General features: G+C 73.3%; 16 protein-coding genes and 1 pseudogene. 13 read left to right on the forward strand and 4 right to left on the reverse strand.

Features of this window, described 5'->3' with window-relative positions; genetic code table 11:
• The first annotated feature begins 302 nt into the window (after positions 1–302).
• From ACWCXH_RS27865 to ACWCXH_RS27880, 4 genes are all read left to right on the forward strand, one after another.
• Positions 303–2,894, forward strand: coding sequence for an ATP-binding protein (locus ACWCXH_RS27865; RefSeq protein WP_449804232.1), 2,592 nt, complete (start codon positions 303–305; stop codon positions 2,892–2,894).
• An 89-nt stretch (positions 2,895–2,983) separates the two neighbouring features.
• Positions 2,984–3,664 carry a response regulator gene (locus ACWCXH_RS27870; RefSeq protein ID WP_033351413.1) on the forward strand — a complete coding sequence of 227 codons (681 nt, stop codon included), beginning with the start codon at positions 2,984–2,986 and terminating at the stop codon, positions 3,662–3,664.
• A gap of 88 nt (positions 3,665–3,752) precedes the next feature.
• Positions 3,753–4,160, forward strand: coding sequence for an OB-fold nucleic acid binding domain-containing protein (locus tag ACWCXH_RS27875; protein ID WP_449804233.1), 408 nt, complete (start codon positions 3,753–3,755; stop codon positions 4,158–4,160).
• A 2-nt stretch (positions 4,161–4,162) separates the two neighbouring features.
• Positions 4,163–4,936, forward strand: a complete 774-nt coding sequence (locus ACWCXH_RS27880; protein WP_449804234.1) for a DUF3159 domain-containing protein — start codon at positions 4,163–4,165, stop codon at positions 4,934–4,936.
• A gap of 85 nt (positions 4,937–5,021) precedes the next feature.
• On the opposite strand, the gene ACWCXH_RS27885 is transcribed toward ACWCXH_RS27880, so the two are convergent.
• Entirely contained in the window at positions 5,022–5,693 is a 672-nt protein-coding gene (locus ACWCXH_RS27885; RefSeq protein WP_449804235.1) for a potassium channel family protein, read from the reverse strand.
• Positions 5,693–6,361, reverse strand: coding sequence for a potassium channel family protein (locus tag ACWCXH_RS27890; RefSeq protein ID WP_449804236.1), 669 nt, complete (start codon positions 6,359–6,361; stop codon positions 5,693–5,695). Before ACWCXH_RS27890 ends, ACWCXH_RS27885 begins: the two co-directional genes overlap by 1 nt.
• A 269-nt stretch (positions 6,362–6,630) precedes the next feature.
• Between ACWCXH_RS27890 and ACWCXH_RS27895 the strand changes: the two genes are divergently transcribed.
• Both ACWCXH_RS27895 and ACWCXH_RS27900 read left to right on the forward strand, forming a co-directional pair.
• Positions 6,631–8,706, forward strand: a complete 2,076-nt coding sequence (locus ACWCXH_RS27895) for an APC family permease (RefSeq protein ID WP_449804237.1) — start codon at positions 6,631–6,633, stop codon at positions 8,704–8,706.
• Positions 8,707–9,095: 389 nt separating this feature from the next.
• Positions 9,096–10,454 carry a class I SAM-dependent RNA methyltransferase gene (locus tag ACWCXH_RS27900; protein WP_449804295.1) on the forward strand — a complete coding sequence of 453 codons (1,359 nt, stop codon included), beginning with the start codon at positions 9,096–9,098 and terminating at the stop codon, positions 10,452–10,454.
• Between the two features lie 90 nt (positions 10,455–10,544).
• Here ACWCXH_RS27900 and ACWCXH_RS27905 read toward each other — a convergent pair whose 3' ends face one another.
• Complete coding sequence (locus tag ACWCXH_RS27905) at positions 10,545–10,742, reverse strand: hypothetical protein (RefSeq protein WP_449804238.1); 198 nt, start codon at positions 10,740–10,742, stop codon at positions 10,545–10,547.
• 230 nt (positions 10,743–10,972) lie between these two features.
• Here ACWCXH_RS27905 and ACWCXH_RS27910 point away from each other — a divergent pair, with 230 nt between their 5' ends.
• Both ACWCXH_RS27910 and ACWCXH_RS27915 read left to right on the forward strand, forming a co-directional pair.
• Positions 10,973–11,209 (forward strand): toxin-antitoxin system HicB family antitoxin, encoded by a 237-nt coding sequence (locus ACWCXH_RS27910; RefSeq protein WP_449804239.1) that lies wholly within the window; start codon positions 10,973–10,975, stop codon positions 11,207–11,209.
• Entirely contained in the window at positions 11,206–11,634 is a 429-nt protein-coding gene (locus tag ACWCXH_RS27915; protein WP_449804240.1) for a fic family toxin-antitoxin system, toxin component, read from the forward strand. Before ACWCXH_RS27910 ends, ACWCXH_RS27915 begins: the two co-directional genes overlap by 4 nt.
• Before the next feature lie 25 nt (positions 11,635–11,659).
• Here the strand turns inward: ACWCXH_RS27915 and ACWCXH_RS27920 are convergent, their stop codons facing one another.
• Complete coding sequence (locus tag ACWCXH_RS27920; RefSeq protein WP_449804241.1) at positions 11,660–12,532, reverse strand: GNAT family N-acetyltransferase; 873 nt, start codon at positions 12,530–12,532, stop codon at positions 11,660–11,662.
• 165 nt (positions 12,533–12,697) lie between these two features.
• Here ACWCXH_RS27920 and ACWCXH_RS27925 point away from each other — a divergent pair.
• The 5 genes and pseudogenes from ACWCXH_RS27925 to ACWCXH_RS27945 form a co-directional block, all read left to right on the forward strand.
• Positions 12,698–13,199: pseudogene (locus tag ACWCXH_RS27925) on the forward strand (ATP-grasp domain-containing protein); the annotation flags it as partial.
• Between the two features lie 170 nt (positions 13,200–13,369).
• Positions 13,370–14,047: an ATP-grasp domain-containing protein gene (locus ACWCXH_RS27930; RefSeq protein ID WP_449804242.1), complete on the forward strand. Its 678-nt coding sequence runs from the start codon at positions 13,370–13,372 to the stop codon at positions 14,045–14,047.
• Between the two features lie 74 nt (positions 14,048–14,121).
• Positions 14,122–14,952: a putative RNA methyltransferase gene (locus ACWCXH_RS27935; RefSeq protein WP_449804243.1), complete on the forward strand. Its 831-nt coding sequence runs from the start codon at positions 14,122–14,124 to the stop codon at positions 14,950–14,952.
• 230 nt (positions 14,953–15,182) lie between these two features.
• Positions 15,183–16,598, forward strand: coding sequence for an AAA family ATPase (locus tag ACWCXH_RS27940; RefSeq protein ID WP_449804244.1), 1,416 nt, complete (start codon positions 15,183–15,185; stop codon positions 16,596–16,598).
• Positions 16,595–16,987, forward strand: coding sequence for a nucleotide pyrophosphohydrolase (locus tag ACWCXH_RS27945; RefSeq protein ID WP_449804245.1), 393 nt, complete (start codon positions 16,595–16,597; stop codon positions 16,985–16,987). Before ACWCXH_RS27940 ends, ACWCXH_RS27945 begins: the two co-directional genes overlap by 4 nt.
• Positions 16,988–17,007: the final 20 nt, after the last annotated feature.

The following is a 17,007-nucleotide window of genomic DNA, read 5'->3' on the forward strand; positions in this document are numbered from 1 at the left end:
CCGATGGTACTGCAGGGGGGACCCTGTGGGAGAGTAGGACGCCGCCGAACAATTCTTCTGAAGAACCCCCATCCGGATTCCGGATGGGGGTTCTTTGCATTTCGGGAAAATCCGTGCAGGTTTCCCATCGGATGGCGGGTGCAGGCCGGCTGCCGGGCTGTGGCACCGTCAATATGTCGCTAAAACGGCATGCTCAGTGCATGGATCAGCGGAAAATCGTCTCCCACGCCGTAGTCTCGAAGGGGAGGGGAACAAGTGTCCGGGGGTGGCTCCCGGGCAGGGCCGGATCAAGAATGGTGCTCATGGGACGTGGCAGGCTGCGCATCTACCTCGGGGCTGCCCCCGGGGTCGGCAAGACGTACGCCATGCTCGCCGAGGCGCACCGGCGGCAGCAGCGTGGTACGGAAGTCGTCGTGGCCTTCGTGGAGGACCACGGTCGGCGGCTGACCGGGGATCTCGTCGCCGGCCTGGAGGTCGTGCTGCGGCAGCAGGTGGTGCACCGGGGTGCGCGGTTCTCCGAGATGGACCTGGACGCCGTCCTCGCCCGCCGTCCGCAGGTCGCGTTGGTGGACGAACTGGCCCACACCAACGTCCCGGGCTGCCGCAACGAGAAGCGCTGGCAGGACGTGGAGGAGCTGCTGGCGGCCGGGATCGACGTGATCTCCACCGTCAACATCCAGCACCTGGAGTCGCTCGGTGACGCGGTCGAGGGCATCACCGGGGTGCGGCAACGTGAGACCGTGCCGGACGAGGTGGTGCGGCGGGCCGACCAGATCGAGCTGGTCGACATGTCCCCGCAGGCCCTGCGCCGCCGGCTGGCGCACGGCAACGTGTACGCGCCGGAGAAGATCGACGCCGCCCTCGCCAACTACTTCCGCCCGGGCAACCTGACGGCGCTGCGCGAGCTGGCGCTGCTGTGGACCGCGGACCGGGTGGACGAATACCTGCAGAAGTACCGGGCCGAGCAGGGCATCGAGGGGACCTGGCAGGCCCGGGAGCGGATCGTGGTGGGCCTGACCGGCGGGCCCGAGGGGGCGACGCTGATCCGTCGCGCGGCCCGGATCGCGGCCCGGACGTCGGGCGGCGAGCTGATGGCGGTCCACATCTCCCGCTCGGACGGGTTGGCGGGCACCGGGCAGTCGCCGCAGACGCTGATCGAGCAGCGGGCACTGGTCGAGAGCCTGGGCGGCACGTTCCACGCCGTCCTGGGCGACGATCCGGCCGGCGGGCTGCTGGACTTCGCCCGGGGCGTGAACGCCACCCAGATCGTGCTGGGCACGAGCCGCCGGCCCGCCTGGCAGTACCTCTACGGGCCGGGCGTCGGCACCACGGTGACCCGGGAGGCCGGGGACATCGACGTCCACATGGTCAGCCACGAGCACGCCGGGAGCGGGCGCGGCAGGATCCCGATCCGCCGGATCACCGACCTGGGCCGCACCCGGACGGTCGCCGGCTGGCTGATCGGCCTGGCCGGCCCGCCGCTGCTGGCGCTGGCGCTGACCGCGATCGGCGGGCTGGGCCTGTCCACCGACATGCTGCTGTTCCTGTCGCTGACGGTGCTCGCCGCGCTGGTCGGCGGGCTGCTGCCGGCGATCGGGTCGGCGCTGGTCGGATCCTCGGTGCTGAACTACTACTTCACGCCGCCGATCCACACGTTCACCATCAACCAGCCGCAGAACATCATGGCGGTGGCCATATTCACGGTCGTCGGCATCTCGGTCGCCTCCGTCGTGGACCTGGCGGCCCGCCGCACCCTCCAGGCGGCCCGCAACCAGACCGAGGCACAGACGCTCAGCGCGCTGGCCGGCACGGTGCTGCGCGGCGCGCCCAACGGGGACGGCGTGCTGACCGCGCTGATGGAGCAGGTGCGCGAGACCTTCGGCCAGGAGAGCGCCGCGCTGCTGGAGCGCCCGGACCCGCTCGGTGCCTGGGCGCCGGTCGCGGCCGCCGGGCCGCACCCGCCGGTGCGCCCGGAGGAGGCCGACGTGGACGTCCCCGTCGGCGAGAGCCTCGCGCTGGTGCTGCGCGGCCGGGTGCTGCCCGCGGCGGACCGCCGGCTGCTCGGGGCGTTCGCCGCGCAGGCCGCCGTGGTGCTGGAGCGCCGCCGGCTGGCCCGCGAGGCCGCCGCGGCCCGCCGGGAGGCGGAGGGCAACCGGATCCGCACCGCGCTGCTCGCCGCCGTCTCGCACGACCTGCGCACCCCGCTGGCGGGCATCAAGGCCTCCGTCACCTCGCTGCGCTCGGCCGACGTCGAGTGGGCCCCGGAGGACGAGGCGGAGCTGCTGGCCGGGATCGAGGCCGGGGCCGACCGGCTCGACCACCTCATCAACAACCTGCTGGACATGAGCCGTCTGCAGACCGGCACCGTCACCCCGTTGATCCAGGAGACCGATCTGGACGAGGTCGTGCCGTTCGCGCTCGGCGGCGTCCCGCCGGAGTCCGTCCGGCTGGAGGTCCCGGAGACGTTGCCGATGATCCGGGCCGACGGCGGGTTGCTGGAGCGCTCCCTGGCCAACCTGGTCGAGAACGCCGTCAAGTACAGCCCCGACGGAGTGAAGGTGCTGGTCAAGGCCGACGCGCTGCACCCGACGGGCGGGCCCGGCCGGGTCGAGCTGCGGATAGTCGACCGCGGCCCCGGCGTCCCCGAGGAGGCCAAGGAGCGGATCTTCGCGCCGTTCCAGCGCTACGGGGACGCGCCGCGCGGCGCCGGGGTGGGCCTCGGACTCGCGGTGGCGCGCGGGTTCGTCGAGGCCATGGACGGTACCGTCACGGCCGAGGACACTCCCGGCGGCGGTCTCACCATGGTCGTCACCCTGCCCGCCGCCGAGCGGCCACCGGAACCGGACGAGTCGTCCGGCGACGGTCACGACCCCCTGTCGCGGCTCATCACGTGACACCCGGGCGCGCTTCCCGTCCGTCCGTACCACCGTCCGCAAGTCCCACAGCCTGCAAGTCCGACACAGCCCTGAAAGGCGGAGCCCGTATGACCCGGGTCCTCGTCGTGGACGACGAACCGCAGATCGTCCGCGCGCTGGTGATCAACCTCAAGGCCCGCAAGTACGAGGTCGACGCGGCCCATGACGGCGCGAGCGCCCTGGAACTGGCCGCCGCCCGCCATCCGGACGTCGTCGTCCTCGACCTCGGCCTGCCCGACATGGACGGCGTCGAGGTGATCCGCGGGCTGCGCGGCTGGACCCGGGTGCCGATCATCGTGCTGTCGGCCCGGCACGCCTCCGACGAGAAGGTCGAGGCGCTGGACGCGGGCGCCGACGACTACGTCACCAAGCCGTTCGGCATGGACGAGTTGCTCGCCCGGATGCGCGCGGCCGTGCGCCGCGCCGAGCCGGTGGCCGGCGAGGACGACTCGCTGGTGGTCACCGAGAGCTTCACCGTCGACCTCGCCGCCAAGAAGGTGAACCGTGACGGCACCGACGTCCGGCTTACCCCGACCGAGTGGCATCTGCTGGAGGTGCTGGTGCGCAACGCCGGTCGGCTGGTCAGCCAGACCCAGCTGCTCCAGGAGGTCTGGGGCCCGGCCTACCGCACCGAGACCAACTACCTGCGCGTCTACCTCGCCCAGCTGCGCCGCAAGCTGGAGCGCGACCCCTCGCACCCGCGCCACTTCATCACCGAACCGGGCATGGGCTACCGCTTCGAGAGCTGACGACCCGCCCGCGCTCCGGCCCCCGCGGCGGCCGCCCGGCGGCTGTGCGGCCTGCCGGCGGGGGCCCGGAAACCGGTACCCTTCCCGCATGAGTGGTGACAACAGCAGCGACCAGCCGCAGGGGCGCTTTCGCCGCATGCTCAGCCGACTGACCTCGTCGGCGGAGGAGCTGCGGGCCGAGGAGCTGCGCCAGGAGAACGCGGCCGAGTCGGGCTGCAGGCCGATCGTCGGCTGCGCGGACCGCGAGCTGGTCACCGTGGCGGGCACGCTGCGCACGGTGACGCTCCGCCCGCGGGCCGGGGTGCCCGCGCTGGAGGCCGAGCTCTTCGACGGCACCGAGGCGCTGGAGATGGTCTGGCTGGGCCGCCGCTCGATCGCGGGCATAGAGCCGGGCCGCCGGCTCGTCGCCAGCGGCCGGATCAGCCACGCACGCGGGCGCCGCGTGCTGTTCAACCCCCGCTACGAGCTGCGTCCGGTCGGACACGGGAGCGAATGAGCGTGAGCAACCACCCCGGCGGCGACGCCGCCGCCCGGCTCGACCTGAACGCCGCCGACCTGGCCGCCTGGCAGGACGCCGCCACCGACCAGCCCCTCGACCCGGCGACCGCCGAGGCCGCCCGCAAGGCCGCCTCCAAGGAGGCCGCCGACACCGTCCTGCAGGCCTTCGGCGGCGTGCGCGGCATGGTCGACATGACGCTGCCCGGCCTGGTCTTCATCGTCACGTACAACATCACCCACCAGGTCAGCGCTGCCGCGTGGGCCGCGCTCGCGCTGAGCGCCCTGTTCGTGGTGGTCCGGCTGGCGAAGCGGGAGACCCTCCAGCACGCCTTCAGCGGGGTGTTCGGTGTCGCCATCGGCGCCTGGATCTCGATGAAGAGCGGCCGGGCCGAGGACTTCTACCTGCCCGGCCTGCTGTGGAACGTCGGCTACTGCATCGGGCTCGCGGTCTCCGCCCTGGTGCGCTGGCCGCTGATCGGCCTGATGCTCGGCCCGATCACCGGCGAGATGTTCACCTGGCGCAAGGAGAACCCGGGCCGGCTCACCGCCTACACCAAGGCGACCTGGGCCTGGGTCGTGATCATGGGCATCAAGCCGCTGATCCTCTTCCCGCTGTACTTCACCCACAACGTCAACCTGCTCGGCTGGCTGAAGGTCGCCCTCGGCATCCCGCCGATGCTGCTGGCGATGTACGTGACCTGGCAGATCCTGCTGAAGGCGCCGCCGCCGATCAAGGCGCAGCTGGACGAGGACGACGAGGAGCCGGCGAAGTAGCCCGTTCGCGGAGCGGCTGTTCGGACCTGATGCGGCAGGGCCCGCACCCCGGGTGGGGGGCGGGCCCTGCCGCATCGCCAAGTCCCTACCGGGTGCCGGAGGTGGCCGAGAGGAGGTCCTCCAGCTCCTCCTCACGCTCCTGCGCGGCGACGAAGAGCAGCTCGTCGCCGCCCTCCAGGGTGTCGTCCTTGCCGGGCACGAGCACCCGGCCCTCGCGGATGATCGTCACGAGCGCCGTGTCCGGCGGCCAGGCGACGTCGCCCACCCGGGTGCCGACCAGCTCGGTGTCGGCCGCCAGGGTCAGCTCGACCAGGTTGGCGTTGCCCTGGCTGAAGCGCATCAGGCGGACCAGGTCGCCGACGCTGACCGCCTCCTCGACCAGGGCGGACATCAGGCGCGGGGTGGAGACGGCGACGTCCACGCCCCAGGACTCGTTGAAGAGCCACTCGTTCTTCGGGTTGTTCACCCGGGCGACCACCCGCGGCACCGCGTACTCGGTCTTGGCGAGCAGCGAGACGACCAGGTTGACCTTGTCGTCGCCGGTCGCGGCGATCACGACGTGGCAGCGCTGCAGCGCCGCCTCGTCCAGCGAGGTGATCTCGCAGGCGTCGGCCAGCAGCCACTCCGCCAGCGGGACCCGCTCCACCGAGATGGCGTTGGGGTTCTTGTCTATCAGCAGGACCTCGTGCCCGTTCTCCAGGAGCTCGCCCGCGATCGAGCGGCCCACGGCACCGGCCCCGGCAATGGCGACCCGCATCAGCGACCCTCCTCCTTCGGTCCCTGCGCGAACGCGGCCTCGACGGCCGTCAGGTCGGCCCGGCGCAGCATCACGTGCACCAGGTCGCCCTCCTGCACCACCATCTGCGACGTGGGCAGCAGGCCCTCGCCGAGCCGGGTGACGAACGCCACCCGGGCGCCCGAGGACTCCTCCAGCTCGCTCAGGCGGCGGCCGACCCAGCGCGGGTCGTACGCGACCTCGGCCAGCTGCACGCTGCCGCTCGGGTCCTGCCACAGCGGCTCGGCGCCGCTCGGCAGCAGCCGGCGCAGCATCTGGTCGGCGGTCCAGCGGACCGTCGCCACGGTCGGGATGCCCAGGCGCTGGTAGACCTCGGCGCGCCGGGGGTCGTAGATCCGGGCGACGACGTTCTCGATGCCGAAGGTCTCCCGGGCGACCCGCGCCGCGATGATGTTGGAGTTGTCGCCGCTGGAGACGGCCGCGAACGCGCCGGCCTCCTCGATGCCCGCCTCCCGGAGGGTGTCCTGGTCGAAGCCGACCCCGGTCACCCGGCGTCCGTTGAACCCGGCGCCCAGCCGGCGGAACGCCGTCGGGTCCTGGTCGACCACCGCGACGGAGTGGTCCTGTTTCTCCAGCGCTCTCGCGAGGGCCGAGCCCACGCGGCCGCAGCCCATGATGACGATGTGCACCGGCGCTACCTCACCCGTCCCGTAGGGTTCTTGACCTGCGCAAACACCGTTCATCTCCCTTTCCCGCCCCGCCGTCGGACGTCCGGCGGCTGTCTGTCAGACGTCTGTTGGGGGCGAGCGTTCTGGTTTCGGTACCGGCACGACAACGAGATGTTGCCCGCCGGCTCGTATCCGACACGCTAGCCGGTCCACCGAACACAGTCGCGACGAAGGGTGGGGAGTGCTGCGCAAGCCTTCTCGGGAAACCCCTACGATTCCTTAACGTGCCTATGTCGACTGACCTTCCGAAACGCATCCTGATCGGACGCGCCCTGCGGAGCGACAAACTGGGCGAAACGCTGCTCCCGAAGCGGATCGCGCTGCCCGTGTTCGCCTCGGACGCGCTCTCCTCGGTCGCCTACGCCCCCGAGGAGATCCTGCTCACGCTGTCGGTCGCCGGGGCGTCGGCCATCCACTTCTCCTGGCAGATCGGCGTCGTCGTCGCGATCGTCATGCTCGCCGTGGTCGCCTCCTACCGGCAGAACGTGCACGCCTACCCGAGCGGCGGCGGCGACTACGAGGTCGCGACCGTCAACCACGGCCCGGCCGCCGGGCTCGTCGTGGCGAGCGCGCTGATGGTCGACTACGTGCTCACCGTGGCCGTCTCCACGACCTCCGGCGTCGCCAACGTCGTCTCCGCCGTGCCCTCACTGCGCGGCCACGAGCTGACCCTGTCGGTCATCGTGATCGTGCTGCTGATGGGGATGAACCTGCGCGGTGTCCGGGAGTCCGGCACCGCCTTCGCCGTGCCCACCTACGCCTTCATGATCGGCGTCATCGGCATGGTCTGCTACGGGTTCTTCCGGCACTTCGCGCTCGGCCAGGACCTGCCCGCCGAGAGCTCCGGCTTCCACCTCGCCGCCACCCCCGGCAACGGGTCGCTCGCCGGGTTCGCGATGGTCTTCCTGCTGCTCAAGTCGTTCTCCTCCGGCTGCGCGGCGCTCACCGGCGTCGAGGCCATCTCCAACGGCGTCCCGGCCTTCCGCAAGCCCAAGAGCAGGAACGCCGCCACCACGCTCCTGATGATGGCGAGCGTCGCCGTGGTGATGTTCATGGGCATCATCTGGCTGGCCCGGCTCACCGGCGTCCAGATGGCCGAGAACCCGGCCGAGCAGCTCGTCGGCGCTGCCCCCGACTACCACCAGAAGACCGCCCTCGCCCAGATCAGCGAGGCCGTCTTCTCGAACTTCACCCCCGGCTTCTACTTCGTCGCCGCCGTCACCGGCCTGATCCTGGTGCTCGCCGCCAACACCGCGTTCAACGGCTTCCCGGTGCTCGGCTCGATCCTCGCCCAGGACCGCTACCTGCCCCGCCAGCTGCACACCCGCGGCGACCGGCTCGCCTTCTCCAACGGCATCATCCTGCTGGCGATCGCCGCGGTCCTGTTCGTCATCGCCTTCGACGCCGACCCCAACCGGCTGATCCAGCTCTACATCGTCGGCGTCTTCGTGTCCTTCAACATGAGCCAGTCCGGCATGATCCGGCACTGGACCAGGCTGCTGCGCACCGAGACCGACCCGGCCGAGCGCCGCCACATGCAGCGCAGCCGGGCGATCAACACCTTCGGCCTGGTGATGACCACGGCCGTGCTGATCGTCGTCCTGGTCACCAAGATCGGCCATGCCTGGATCGCGATCGCCGCGATGGTCGTGCTGTTCGTGATGATGAAGGGCATCCGGCGCCACTACGACCGCGTCTCCGAGGAGCTGACGGCCGCCGAGGAGCCCGACGACGTCGTGCTGCCCACCCGGGTGCACGCCATCGTCCTGGTCTCCAAGCTGCACAAGCCCGCGCTGCGTGCCCTGGCGTACGCACAGCTGGCGCGCCCCCACACGCTGGAGGCCATCACCGTCAACGTCGACCCGGCGGACACCGAGGCGTTGCGCAGGGAGTGGCACGAGCGCGGGATCGAGGTACCGCTGAAGGTGCTCGACTCGCCGTTCCGCGAGATCACCGGGCCGGTCCTGGACCACGTCAAGAACCTGCGCCGCGGCAGCCCGCGCGAGGTCGTGGCGGTGTACATCCCCGAGTACGTCGTCGGCCGCTGGTACGAGCACCTGCTGCACAACCAGAGCGCGCTGCGGCTCAAGGGGCGGCTGCTGTTCAAGCCCGGGGTGATGGTCACCTCGGTGCCGTGGCAGCTGGAGTCCTTCGAGCGGCGCAGGCCGCAGAAGGCCTGGTCGGCGCCGGGGGCCGTCCGCCGTGGCGAACCGCGGGCTCCGAAGGCCGTAAAGTCGAAGGATTCCGTTCGGACCGGTGCGAGCACCGGTGCGACCTCCGACCGCAGCAAGGACTCCTCCCAGTGACCCGCAACAATCCGCCCCGCTCCTCGGGCAAATCCGGGGGCAACTCCGGCCGGTCCGGCGCCGGCTCCGGCAAGGGCGCCCGCCGGGGCGGCGCCCAGCCCGGGCAGGTCGCCCGGCCGCGCTGGGGCCGGCCGACCCGCCCGGAAGCCACCGACCGCGACGGGTACACCGCGCGGACCGCGCCGCTCGCCCCGGGTGAGCTGGCGGAGCCGGAGGCCCGTGCGGCTTCCGGGGCTCCTGGCGCTTCCGGGGCCTCTGGCAGGGGTCCGGCTTCGGGCAAGGGCGCGGCTTCCGGCAAGGGCGCTGCAGGTGCGGGTTCGGGTGCGGGTTCGGGTGCTGCGGGCAAGGGCAAGGCGCCGCGCAAGCAGGCCGTGCGGCCGCCGAAGGCGCTGCGCACCCAGCAGCCGCGGGCGCAGCGGGCCGAGACGCCGTCCGGGGACCCGCTGGTCGGGCAGCGCTACGAGGTCGAGGTCGGCCCGGTCGCGCACGGCGGTGGGCACTGCGTGGCCCGGCACGAGGGCCGGGTGCTGTTCGTCCGGCACGCGCTGCCCGGCGAGAAGGTGGTCGCGCTGGTCACCGAGGGCACCACGACCTCGCGGTTCCTGCGGGCCGACGCGGTGGAGGTCCTGGAGCCCGCCAAGGAGCGGATCGCCCCGCCGTGCCCGTTCGCCGGGCCCGGCAAGTGCGGCGGCTGCGACTGGCAGCACGTCACCCCCGGCGGGCAGCGCAAGCTCAAGGCGGCGGTGCTGACCGAGCAGCTGGCGAAGCTGGCCGGGCTCACCCCGGCCGAGGCGGGCTGGGACGGCAGCGTCGAGCCGGTCGGCGGCAAGCTCCCGGCCGGGCAGGTGCCGGCCTGGCGCACCCGGGTGCAGTACGCGGTGGACGGGGAGACCGGCAAGGTCGGCCTGCGCAAGCACCGCTCGCACGAGATCCAGCCGGTCGACCACTGCATGATCGCGGCGGAGGGCGTCACGGAGCTGGGCATCGAGGCGCGCGACTGGCCGGGCGTCGCCTCGGTCGAGGCCGTCGCCGCGGCCGGTTCCTCGGACCGCCAGGTGGTGCTCACCCCGCGGCCCGGCGCCCAGCTGCCGCTGGTCGAGCTGGACAAGCCGGTGTCGATCGCCCGGGTGGACGAGCAGGGCGACGTGCACCGCGTGCACGGGCGGACCTTCGTGCGCGAGCGGGCCGCCGGGCGCACCTGGCGGGTCAGTAACGGCGGCTTCTGGCAGATCCACCCCGAGGCGCCGGACACGCTCGTGGACGCCGTCCTGGACGGTCTGGACCCGCAGTGGGGCGAGAACGCGCTCGACCTGTACTGCGGCGTGGGCCTGTTCGCGGGTGCGCTGGCGGACCGGGTCGGCGAGGACGGTGCGGTGCTCGGCATCGAGTCGGCGAAGCAGGCCGTCGTCGACGCCCGGCACAACCTGGCCGCGCTGGACAACGTCCGGATCGAGTGCGACCGGGTCGAGACGCTGCTGCCGCGCACCGGCATCACCGCCACCGACCTGATCGTGCTGGACCCGCCGCGCTCGGGCGCCGGGCGCGAGACCGTCGCGCACCTGGTGGGCCTGGAGGCGCGCCGGATCGCGTACGTCGCGTGCGACCCGGCGGCGCTCGCCCGGGACCTCGGCTTCTTCCGCGAGGGCGGCTACCGGCCGGTCTCGCTGCGGGCCTTCGACCTGTTCCCGATGACGCACCACTTCGAGTGCGTGGCGATCCTGGAGCCGGTCGGGGGCTTCGCCGAGTGACGTAGGACGGTTCAGGCAGGCGCCGAGGAGGCGGCACCCGGGGTGTTCCGGGGGCCGCCTCCGGTCGTTTCCGGGCTGCTCGCGGACCGGTCAGGGCTCGTTGTGCTCTTCCTCGTCGGTGCTGTGGGGAAGGTCGATCCCGTGCAGGGCGGCGAGCCGGAGCAGCTCGGCGATCCGGCCCTCGTACGCCTGGACGCCGTCGGCGTCCCCTTCGGCCCGGGCCGCCGCGAGGTCGCGCCGGGCCTGGGTGAGCTGCTCGCGCAGCTCCTGGTCGAACATGGCTGTCATTGCCGGCCTCCACACCGGTCGGTGCCGCTTCACGGAACGCGCAGGAGTGTTCAGAGTCTCGGAAGGGGCAGGACTCTTCAAGTCTCGCCCCTCGTGGCGGGGGTGGGGCGGCGGACGGTGGGTATGAGTTCGGGGCGCCTCCGGGGTTGTGCGGGGGCGTGCGGCGGGTGCGTGTGGGGGCGGGATCCGCGCCCTTGTTGTGCTAGCACTTCAGCGCTAGCTTGAGGCCCATGGGTAAAAAGCAGCTGAACGTCAGGGTGGACGCCGCCACCGCGGAGATGGCCCGGGAGCGGGCGGAGCAGCAGGGGATCAGCATGAACCAGTACATCGAGCGCCTGGTCCAGCAGGACATGGGCGAGTCCGGGCGGGCCTTCGTCGACGCCGCCGCGAAGTTCATGAAGGAGTACGAGACGGCCTTCCTGGCGGAGTTCGCGGAGCCGGGCGACCTCCAGGGCGTGCGCCGTTGAAACTGGAGGTCGACCTCTCGTGGCTGCTCATGACCGCCGAGCAGTACACGCCCGGTGACCCGCAGGTCACCGACTACGGATCGCTGCTCGCGGCGGTCTCCCGGCACCAGGCCGAAATCTTCGACATCGCCGTCTACCCCGAACCGCAGGACCGCGCCGCCGCCCTGATGCACCAGCTGATCCGGGTGCCGGCCCTGGAGAAGACCAACGAGCTGTTCGCCACCGCCGCCGCCTACGCCTACCTCGTCGCGAGCGGCTGCACGGTGGCGACCACCGCCCGCGAGGTGCGCAGCCTCGCCCGGGCCATCCGGGAGGGGCGGCTCGGCGTGTCGGGCGTCGCCGAGCGGCTGTCCGCGTGGGTCGTGGACGAGGCGGAGGGGGAGGGCGTCAGCGGGGCGGACGACGAGGACGGGGACGACGACTGACGGTCCTCCCCGTCGGCCGCCGCGGTCACCTCCCGGTTCCGTCCGGGCCTGCCGGTTCGGCGATCAGGGCCGTCGCGAACGGGCGGAAGCCGGCCCGGCGGTAGATCCGGGCGACGTTCTCGTCCGCGGCGGACAGGAACACCGTTCGCACGCCGTTCGCACGGGCGTGGGCGACCAGCGCCGCCGTCACCGCGAGCCCCAGGCCGCGCCGGCGTGCCGTCGGCAGCGTGCCGACCCCGGCGACCTCCGTCACCGGGCCCACCGGGTTGTGCTGGCCCGCGCACAGCGGCGTGCCGCCCTCCAGCGCCGCGGCCAGCGCGGTGGTGCCCGTGGTGATCCGCTTTGCGATCCGCTCCACGGTGCCGTCCGCCCTCAACCGACGCTCCGTTGCCGACAGTTCATCGGTCCCTGCGGTTCCGATGCCGGTTCCCGGCTCGGCGAACGCCAGGTGCGGGACGGCGACCGCGCTCGCCAACTCCGGTGCGTCCGCGGCCAGGACGCGCACCTCCACCGGCCCCGCCAGGACGGGCGAGGCGGCCGGTTCGTTCTCCGGGCCCAGCACCAGCAGCGGGTGCTCGTGCACCGTCAGCCCGGCCTCCTCGACCGCGGCGCGCAGCCCGGGGTCGTGCTCGGCCACCCACTCGAAGGCCTCCGGCGCGCCCAACTCCCGCTGGCGCGCCAGCACTCGCCGGACGTCGTCGACGGTCGCGGCGGGCCCCTCGTGGCCGAGCGTCGGGCGGGCGTAGTACGGCCAGCCGGCGCCCTCGCGGACGAACAGGGTCAACGGACCGAAGTCCTCGACGCGCGCGGCGCTGCGCGGTACCGCGTCGTAGTAGCGCTCGATCTCGTCGAGGAGATGCGGGTCCGGGGCGGCGGGTGGATGATCAGCAGAAGTCACGGCGGCATCCAAGCAGGACTGCGGACCGGCCGCCACTGGTTTGACCGCCGGGCGACGGGCGATCGTCCGGACACGCACCGGCCTTCCCCTGATTGTTTCCGAACGCTTACAGGCGTGGCGATCTTGGCCGCGCACCGCGTGACATGCTGATGCCGTCACAGCTTCCCCGCGGCGGAGTACCCGCTCGTCGTCAAACCGGCCGACGGCAGCTCGGGGCGCGCCGTGCGGCTCGTCCGCACCCCGACCACCTGCTCACGCTCGGCCCTTCACTGGCGGGGAGGGGCTGCTGATAGCGCAGCCGTACGTGCCCAACTCCGGTGTGGACCTCAAGATCTACTGCGTCGACGGCGAGTTCCACGCCACCGAGCGCTGCTCGCCGCTGCACCCCGGGCAGGGGGTGCGGGAGCGGAGGGTGCCGCTGGCGGGCGAGGTGGCGCGGATCGCCGCGCAGGTGGGGGAGGTGTTCGGCCTCGACCTGTACGGCGTCGACGTGCTGCTCGGGCCGCACGGGCCGGTCGTCGTGGACGTCAACGACTTCCCGAGTTTCCGGCAGGTGCCGGACGCCGTCGCCCGGGTCGGACGGGCGGTGCTGCGGCTCGCGCGCGGCGGGACGGCCGTGTCGGTCCCGGCCCCGGCGCTGGTGGGGGCGGGCGGAGGCGCGCTGTGAGGGTCGGGCTGATCGCTGCGGATCCGGGGCATCCGGTGTTGGCGGCCACGGCCGCGGTCCTGCGTGGGCGGGGGCACGGGGTGGACGTCGTCGGTCCGGGGGTGGCCTGGGCAGGGGACGTCTGTCTGCTGAAGGCTCGGACGGCGCAAGCGCTGGCGCTCGCGAGGGAGTTGGAGTCGCATGGAGTGCCGGTGGTCAACTCGGCGGCGGCGACCGAGCTTTGCCAGGACCGGGTGCGGATGGCGGAACTGGCGCGGACGGCCGGGCTGCCCTTCGCCGAGACGCGCGCGGTCGGGCGGTTGGGCCAACTCGCCGATCCGGACTATCCGTTCGTGGTGAAGAGCCGGCACAGCCGGCGCGGTGACCTCGTCGCCCGGGTCGACGATGCCGTGCGGCTGCGCGAACTCGCCGAGCGCTGGCCGGACGAGGCCGTCGTCACCCAGCCCTTCCTCGACGGCACCGGCTGGGACCAGAAGCTGTGGGTCGTCGACGGCCGGGTGTTCGCCGCCCGGCGGCGCTCCGAACTCGCACCGCCCGTCGGCGACACGGGGCCCGCGGCGCAGTGGGAGCCGCCCGCCGACCGCGCCGCCCTCGCGCTGCGCGTCGGCGAGGTGTTCGGCCTCGACGTCTACGGCGTCGACCTGCTCGACGGCCTCGCCGAGCCCGTCGTCGTCGACGTCAACGCGTTCCCCGGCATCCGCGGCCGCGCGGGCGCTCCCGAGGCGCTGGCCGCCCTCGCCCTGCGCGTCGCGGCCGGTGTGGGGCGTTGGCCGAGGGCGTCGTCGGCCGGCGGGACCGTCGGCGGGGTGGTGTCAGCCGGCGGGGGCGTTGGCCGGCAGGGTCGTTAGGCTGGCATCCCCCGAGTGACCTCGGGGAACGCCCGGGACGGCCCTCGGGGCGTACGGCGAGAGAAGACGGAACGTTGCTGCAGGACATCGAGCCCTACCTGGCCTGCCCGCACTGCGCGCAGTCCCTCACCCGGCACGAGCGCACCCTGCGCTGCCCGGCCGGGCACAGCTACGACCTCGCCAAGCAGGGCTACGTCAGCCTCCTCGCCGGCGACGCCCACACCGGCACCGGCGACACCGCCGACATGGTCGCCGCCCGCGCCGACTTCCTCGCCGCCGGCCACTACCGGCCCATCGCCGACGCCCTCGCCGAAGCCGCCGCGGCCGCCGAACCCGAAGGCCTCGTCGCCGACCTCGGCGCCGGCACCGGCCACTACCTCGCCCACGTCCTCGACGCCCTGCCCGGCCGCCCGGGCGCCGCGCTCGACATCTCCAAGTACGCGCTGCGCCGCGCCGCCAAGGCCCACCCCCGGATCGGCGCGGTCGTCTGCGACGCCTGGCGCCCGCTGCCGCTGCACGACGAGTCCGCCGGGCTGATGCTCAACGTGTTCGCGCCGCGCAACGGGCCCGAGATCCGCCGTGTGCTGCGCCCGGGCGGCACCCTGCTGCTGGTCTCGCCGACCTCGCGGCACCTGCGCGAACTCGTCACCGCGCTCGGGCTGCTGTCGGTCGACGAGGAGAAGCAGCGGCGGATCGACGAGAAGCTCGGGCCGTACCTGACGCCCGAGGGGCGGCGGGAGGTCGAGTTCACGCTGCGGCTCGGGCCGCAGGACGTGCGCACGGTGGTCGGCATGGGGCCCAGCGCCTGGCACACCGACCCGGAGCGGCTGGCCGCGACGCTCGCCGGACTGCCGGAGCCGGTCGAGGTCACGGCGTCGGTCACGGTCGCGGCGTACCGGCGCTGAGAGCGGTCACGGGCGTCGGGGGCGGTCACGGGCGTCGGGGGCGGTCACGAGCGTCTGGGGCGGTCACGGGCGTCGAGGGCGCTCGCGCGCGCCCTCGACGTGCGCCCCCTGTGGCGTTGTGCGCACCCTGTGCACCTCCCATGCCCGGGCCGTGCGCGTGCCGCCCCGATGGGATGAATCTGCCGTGCAGGCACGTTTCTGCCGCCTGGCCTGCAGCTAGGGTCCGACGGGTGAACCGCGACGCCACCCGCACCGCCGCGCCGGCCCACCCCCGACCGGACGCCCGGGCGCCCGACCGGCCGCCCGTGCCGCGCCCCACCGTCGAGGAGCTCCGGCTCACCTCCTTCAAGTCCTACCGGCGCGCCGTGCTGCCGCTCGCACCGCTCACCGTCCTGCACGGACCGGCCGGCGTCGGCAAGTCCAACGCGCTCGACGCGCTCGCCGTCCTGTCCCGGCTCGCCCTCGGCGAGGAGATCGCGGAGTCCCTCGACGGACTCCCCGGCGCGGTCGGTCCGCTCGCCACGCCCGTCCGCGGGGGCCTGGCCGGGTGCGTCCCGCACGGGCGGGACGCGATCATCCTCGGCTGCACCGTCCGCTCCCCCGCGGGCCGCATCCGGCTCGACATCGTCATCCGCACCGACGGGCCGGTCCGGATCGCCCGCGAATCGCTCAGCCTCGACGGCCGGACCCTGGTCGAGACCGGCGAGCAGGACCTCCGCGGCCGGCGCGTCAACGTCTGCTGGCACAACGACACCCGCCAGGGCGACATCCGGGCGCCCTTCCCCAGCGGCACCATGATCACCGCCCAGCTGCCGCTGCGGGTCGCCGGTTCCTCGCCCGGCGAGCGCACCGTCCTCGGCGCCACCGAGCACGCGCTCACCGCGCTGCGCGAGGTCTTCCCCGTCCACCCCGTGCCGGCCCTCATGCGCGACTGGGCCCGGCCCGACCCGCAGGCCCGCCTGACCAGCAACGCCGCCAACATCTCCGCCCTCATCGCCCGGCTCGCCGGCGAGTGCCCGCGCCGGTACGGCCAGCTCCTGCGGGTCGTCCAGTCCGCGGCGCCGCACCCGCTGCTCGGCCTCGACCTCGCGCACCGCGGCACCGGGGCCGAGCAGCGCGTCCTCGCGGTCTTCGACGAGGGCGTCCTCGGGCGCACCGGGGCCGACCAGGCCTCCGACGGGATGCTGCGCCACCTCGCGTTCGCCGCCGTGCTGCTCACCGGCGCCGGAGTGCTCGACCTGGACGTGGCCGCCGAGGTGCCGTGGGCGCACCGGCAGCTCACGGTGCTCGCGGGGGACCTGGGCGCGGGACTGTCCACCGAGCAGACGGCCTCGCTGCTGCGACTGGCGCGGGAGATGTCGGGGCGCGACCAGTTGCGGGTGCTCGCCGCGCTCCAGGAGCCGGCGGCGGCTCGGGAGGCGCTGGGCGGCCACGGGGGGTCTGCGGGTGGGGTCGTGCTGGTCGAGTGCCGGCGTGACCCGGACTCGGGGCACACGGTGCTGCGGCCCGAGACGGCGCGGGTGCCGGCCCAGTTCGGACGCGGTGAAGACGCCGGAACCGCGGACGGCAGGGTGGACGGCCCCGTGGACGGCACGGTGGGCGGCGAGGCAGGGGCGGGCGCGGATGCGGTAGACCTGGACGAGTGAACGAACGACCTGAGGAACCCGTTGCCGGCCCCGCGGCACCGACGTTGGAGAGCCTGCGGCAGCGGCTGGTGGAGTTCGCGGCGGTGCGGAAGTGGGAGCCCTTCCACACACCGAAGAACCTGGCGGCGGCGCTGACCGTGGAGGCGGGCGAGCTGCTGGAGATCTTCCAGTGGCTGACGCCGGAGCAGGCCGCCGCGGTGATGTCCGACCCGCAGCGCGCCCACCGGGTGCGGGACGAGGTGGCCGACGTCCTCGCGTACCTGGTGCAGTTCTGCACGGTGGTGGGGGTGGATCCGCTGGAGGCGCTCGCGGCCAAGATCGAGCGGAACGAGGAGCGCTTCCCGGTGCCGGGTTCGACCGCGTCCGTCAGGCCGGAGGTGCGCGAATAACCCTTACGGGGGACGGAAGT

Source organism: Kitasatospora sp. NPDC001660 (assembly GCF_053596725.1).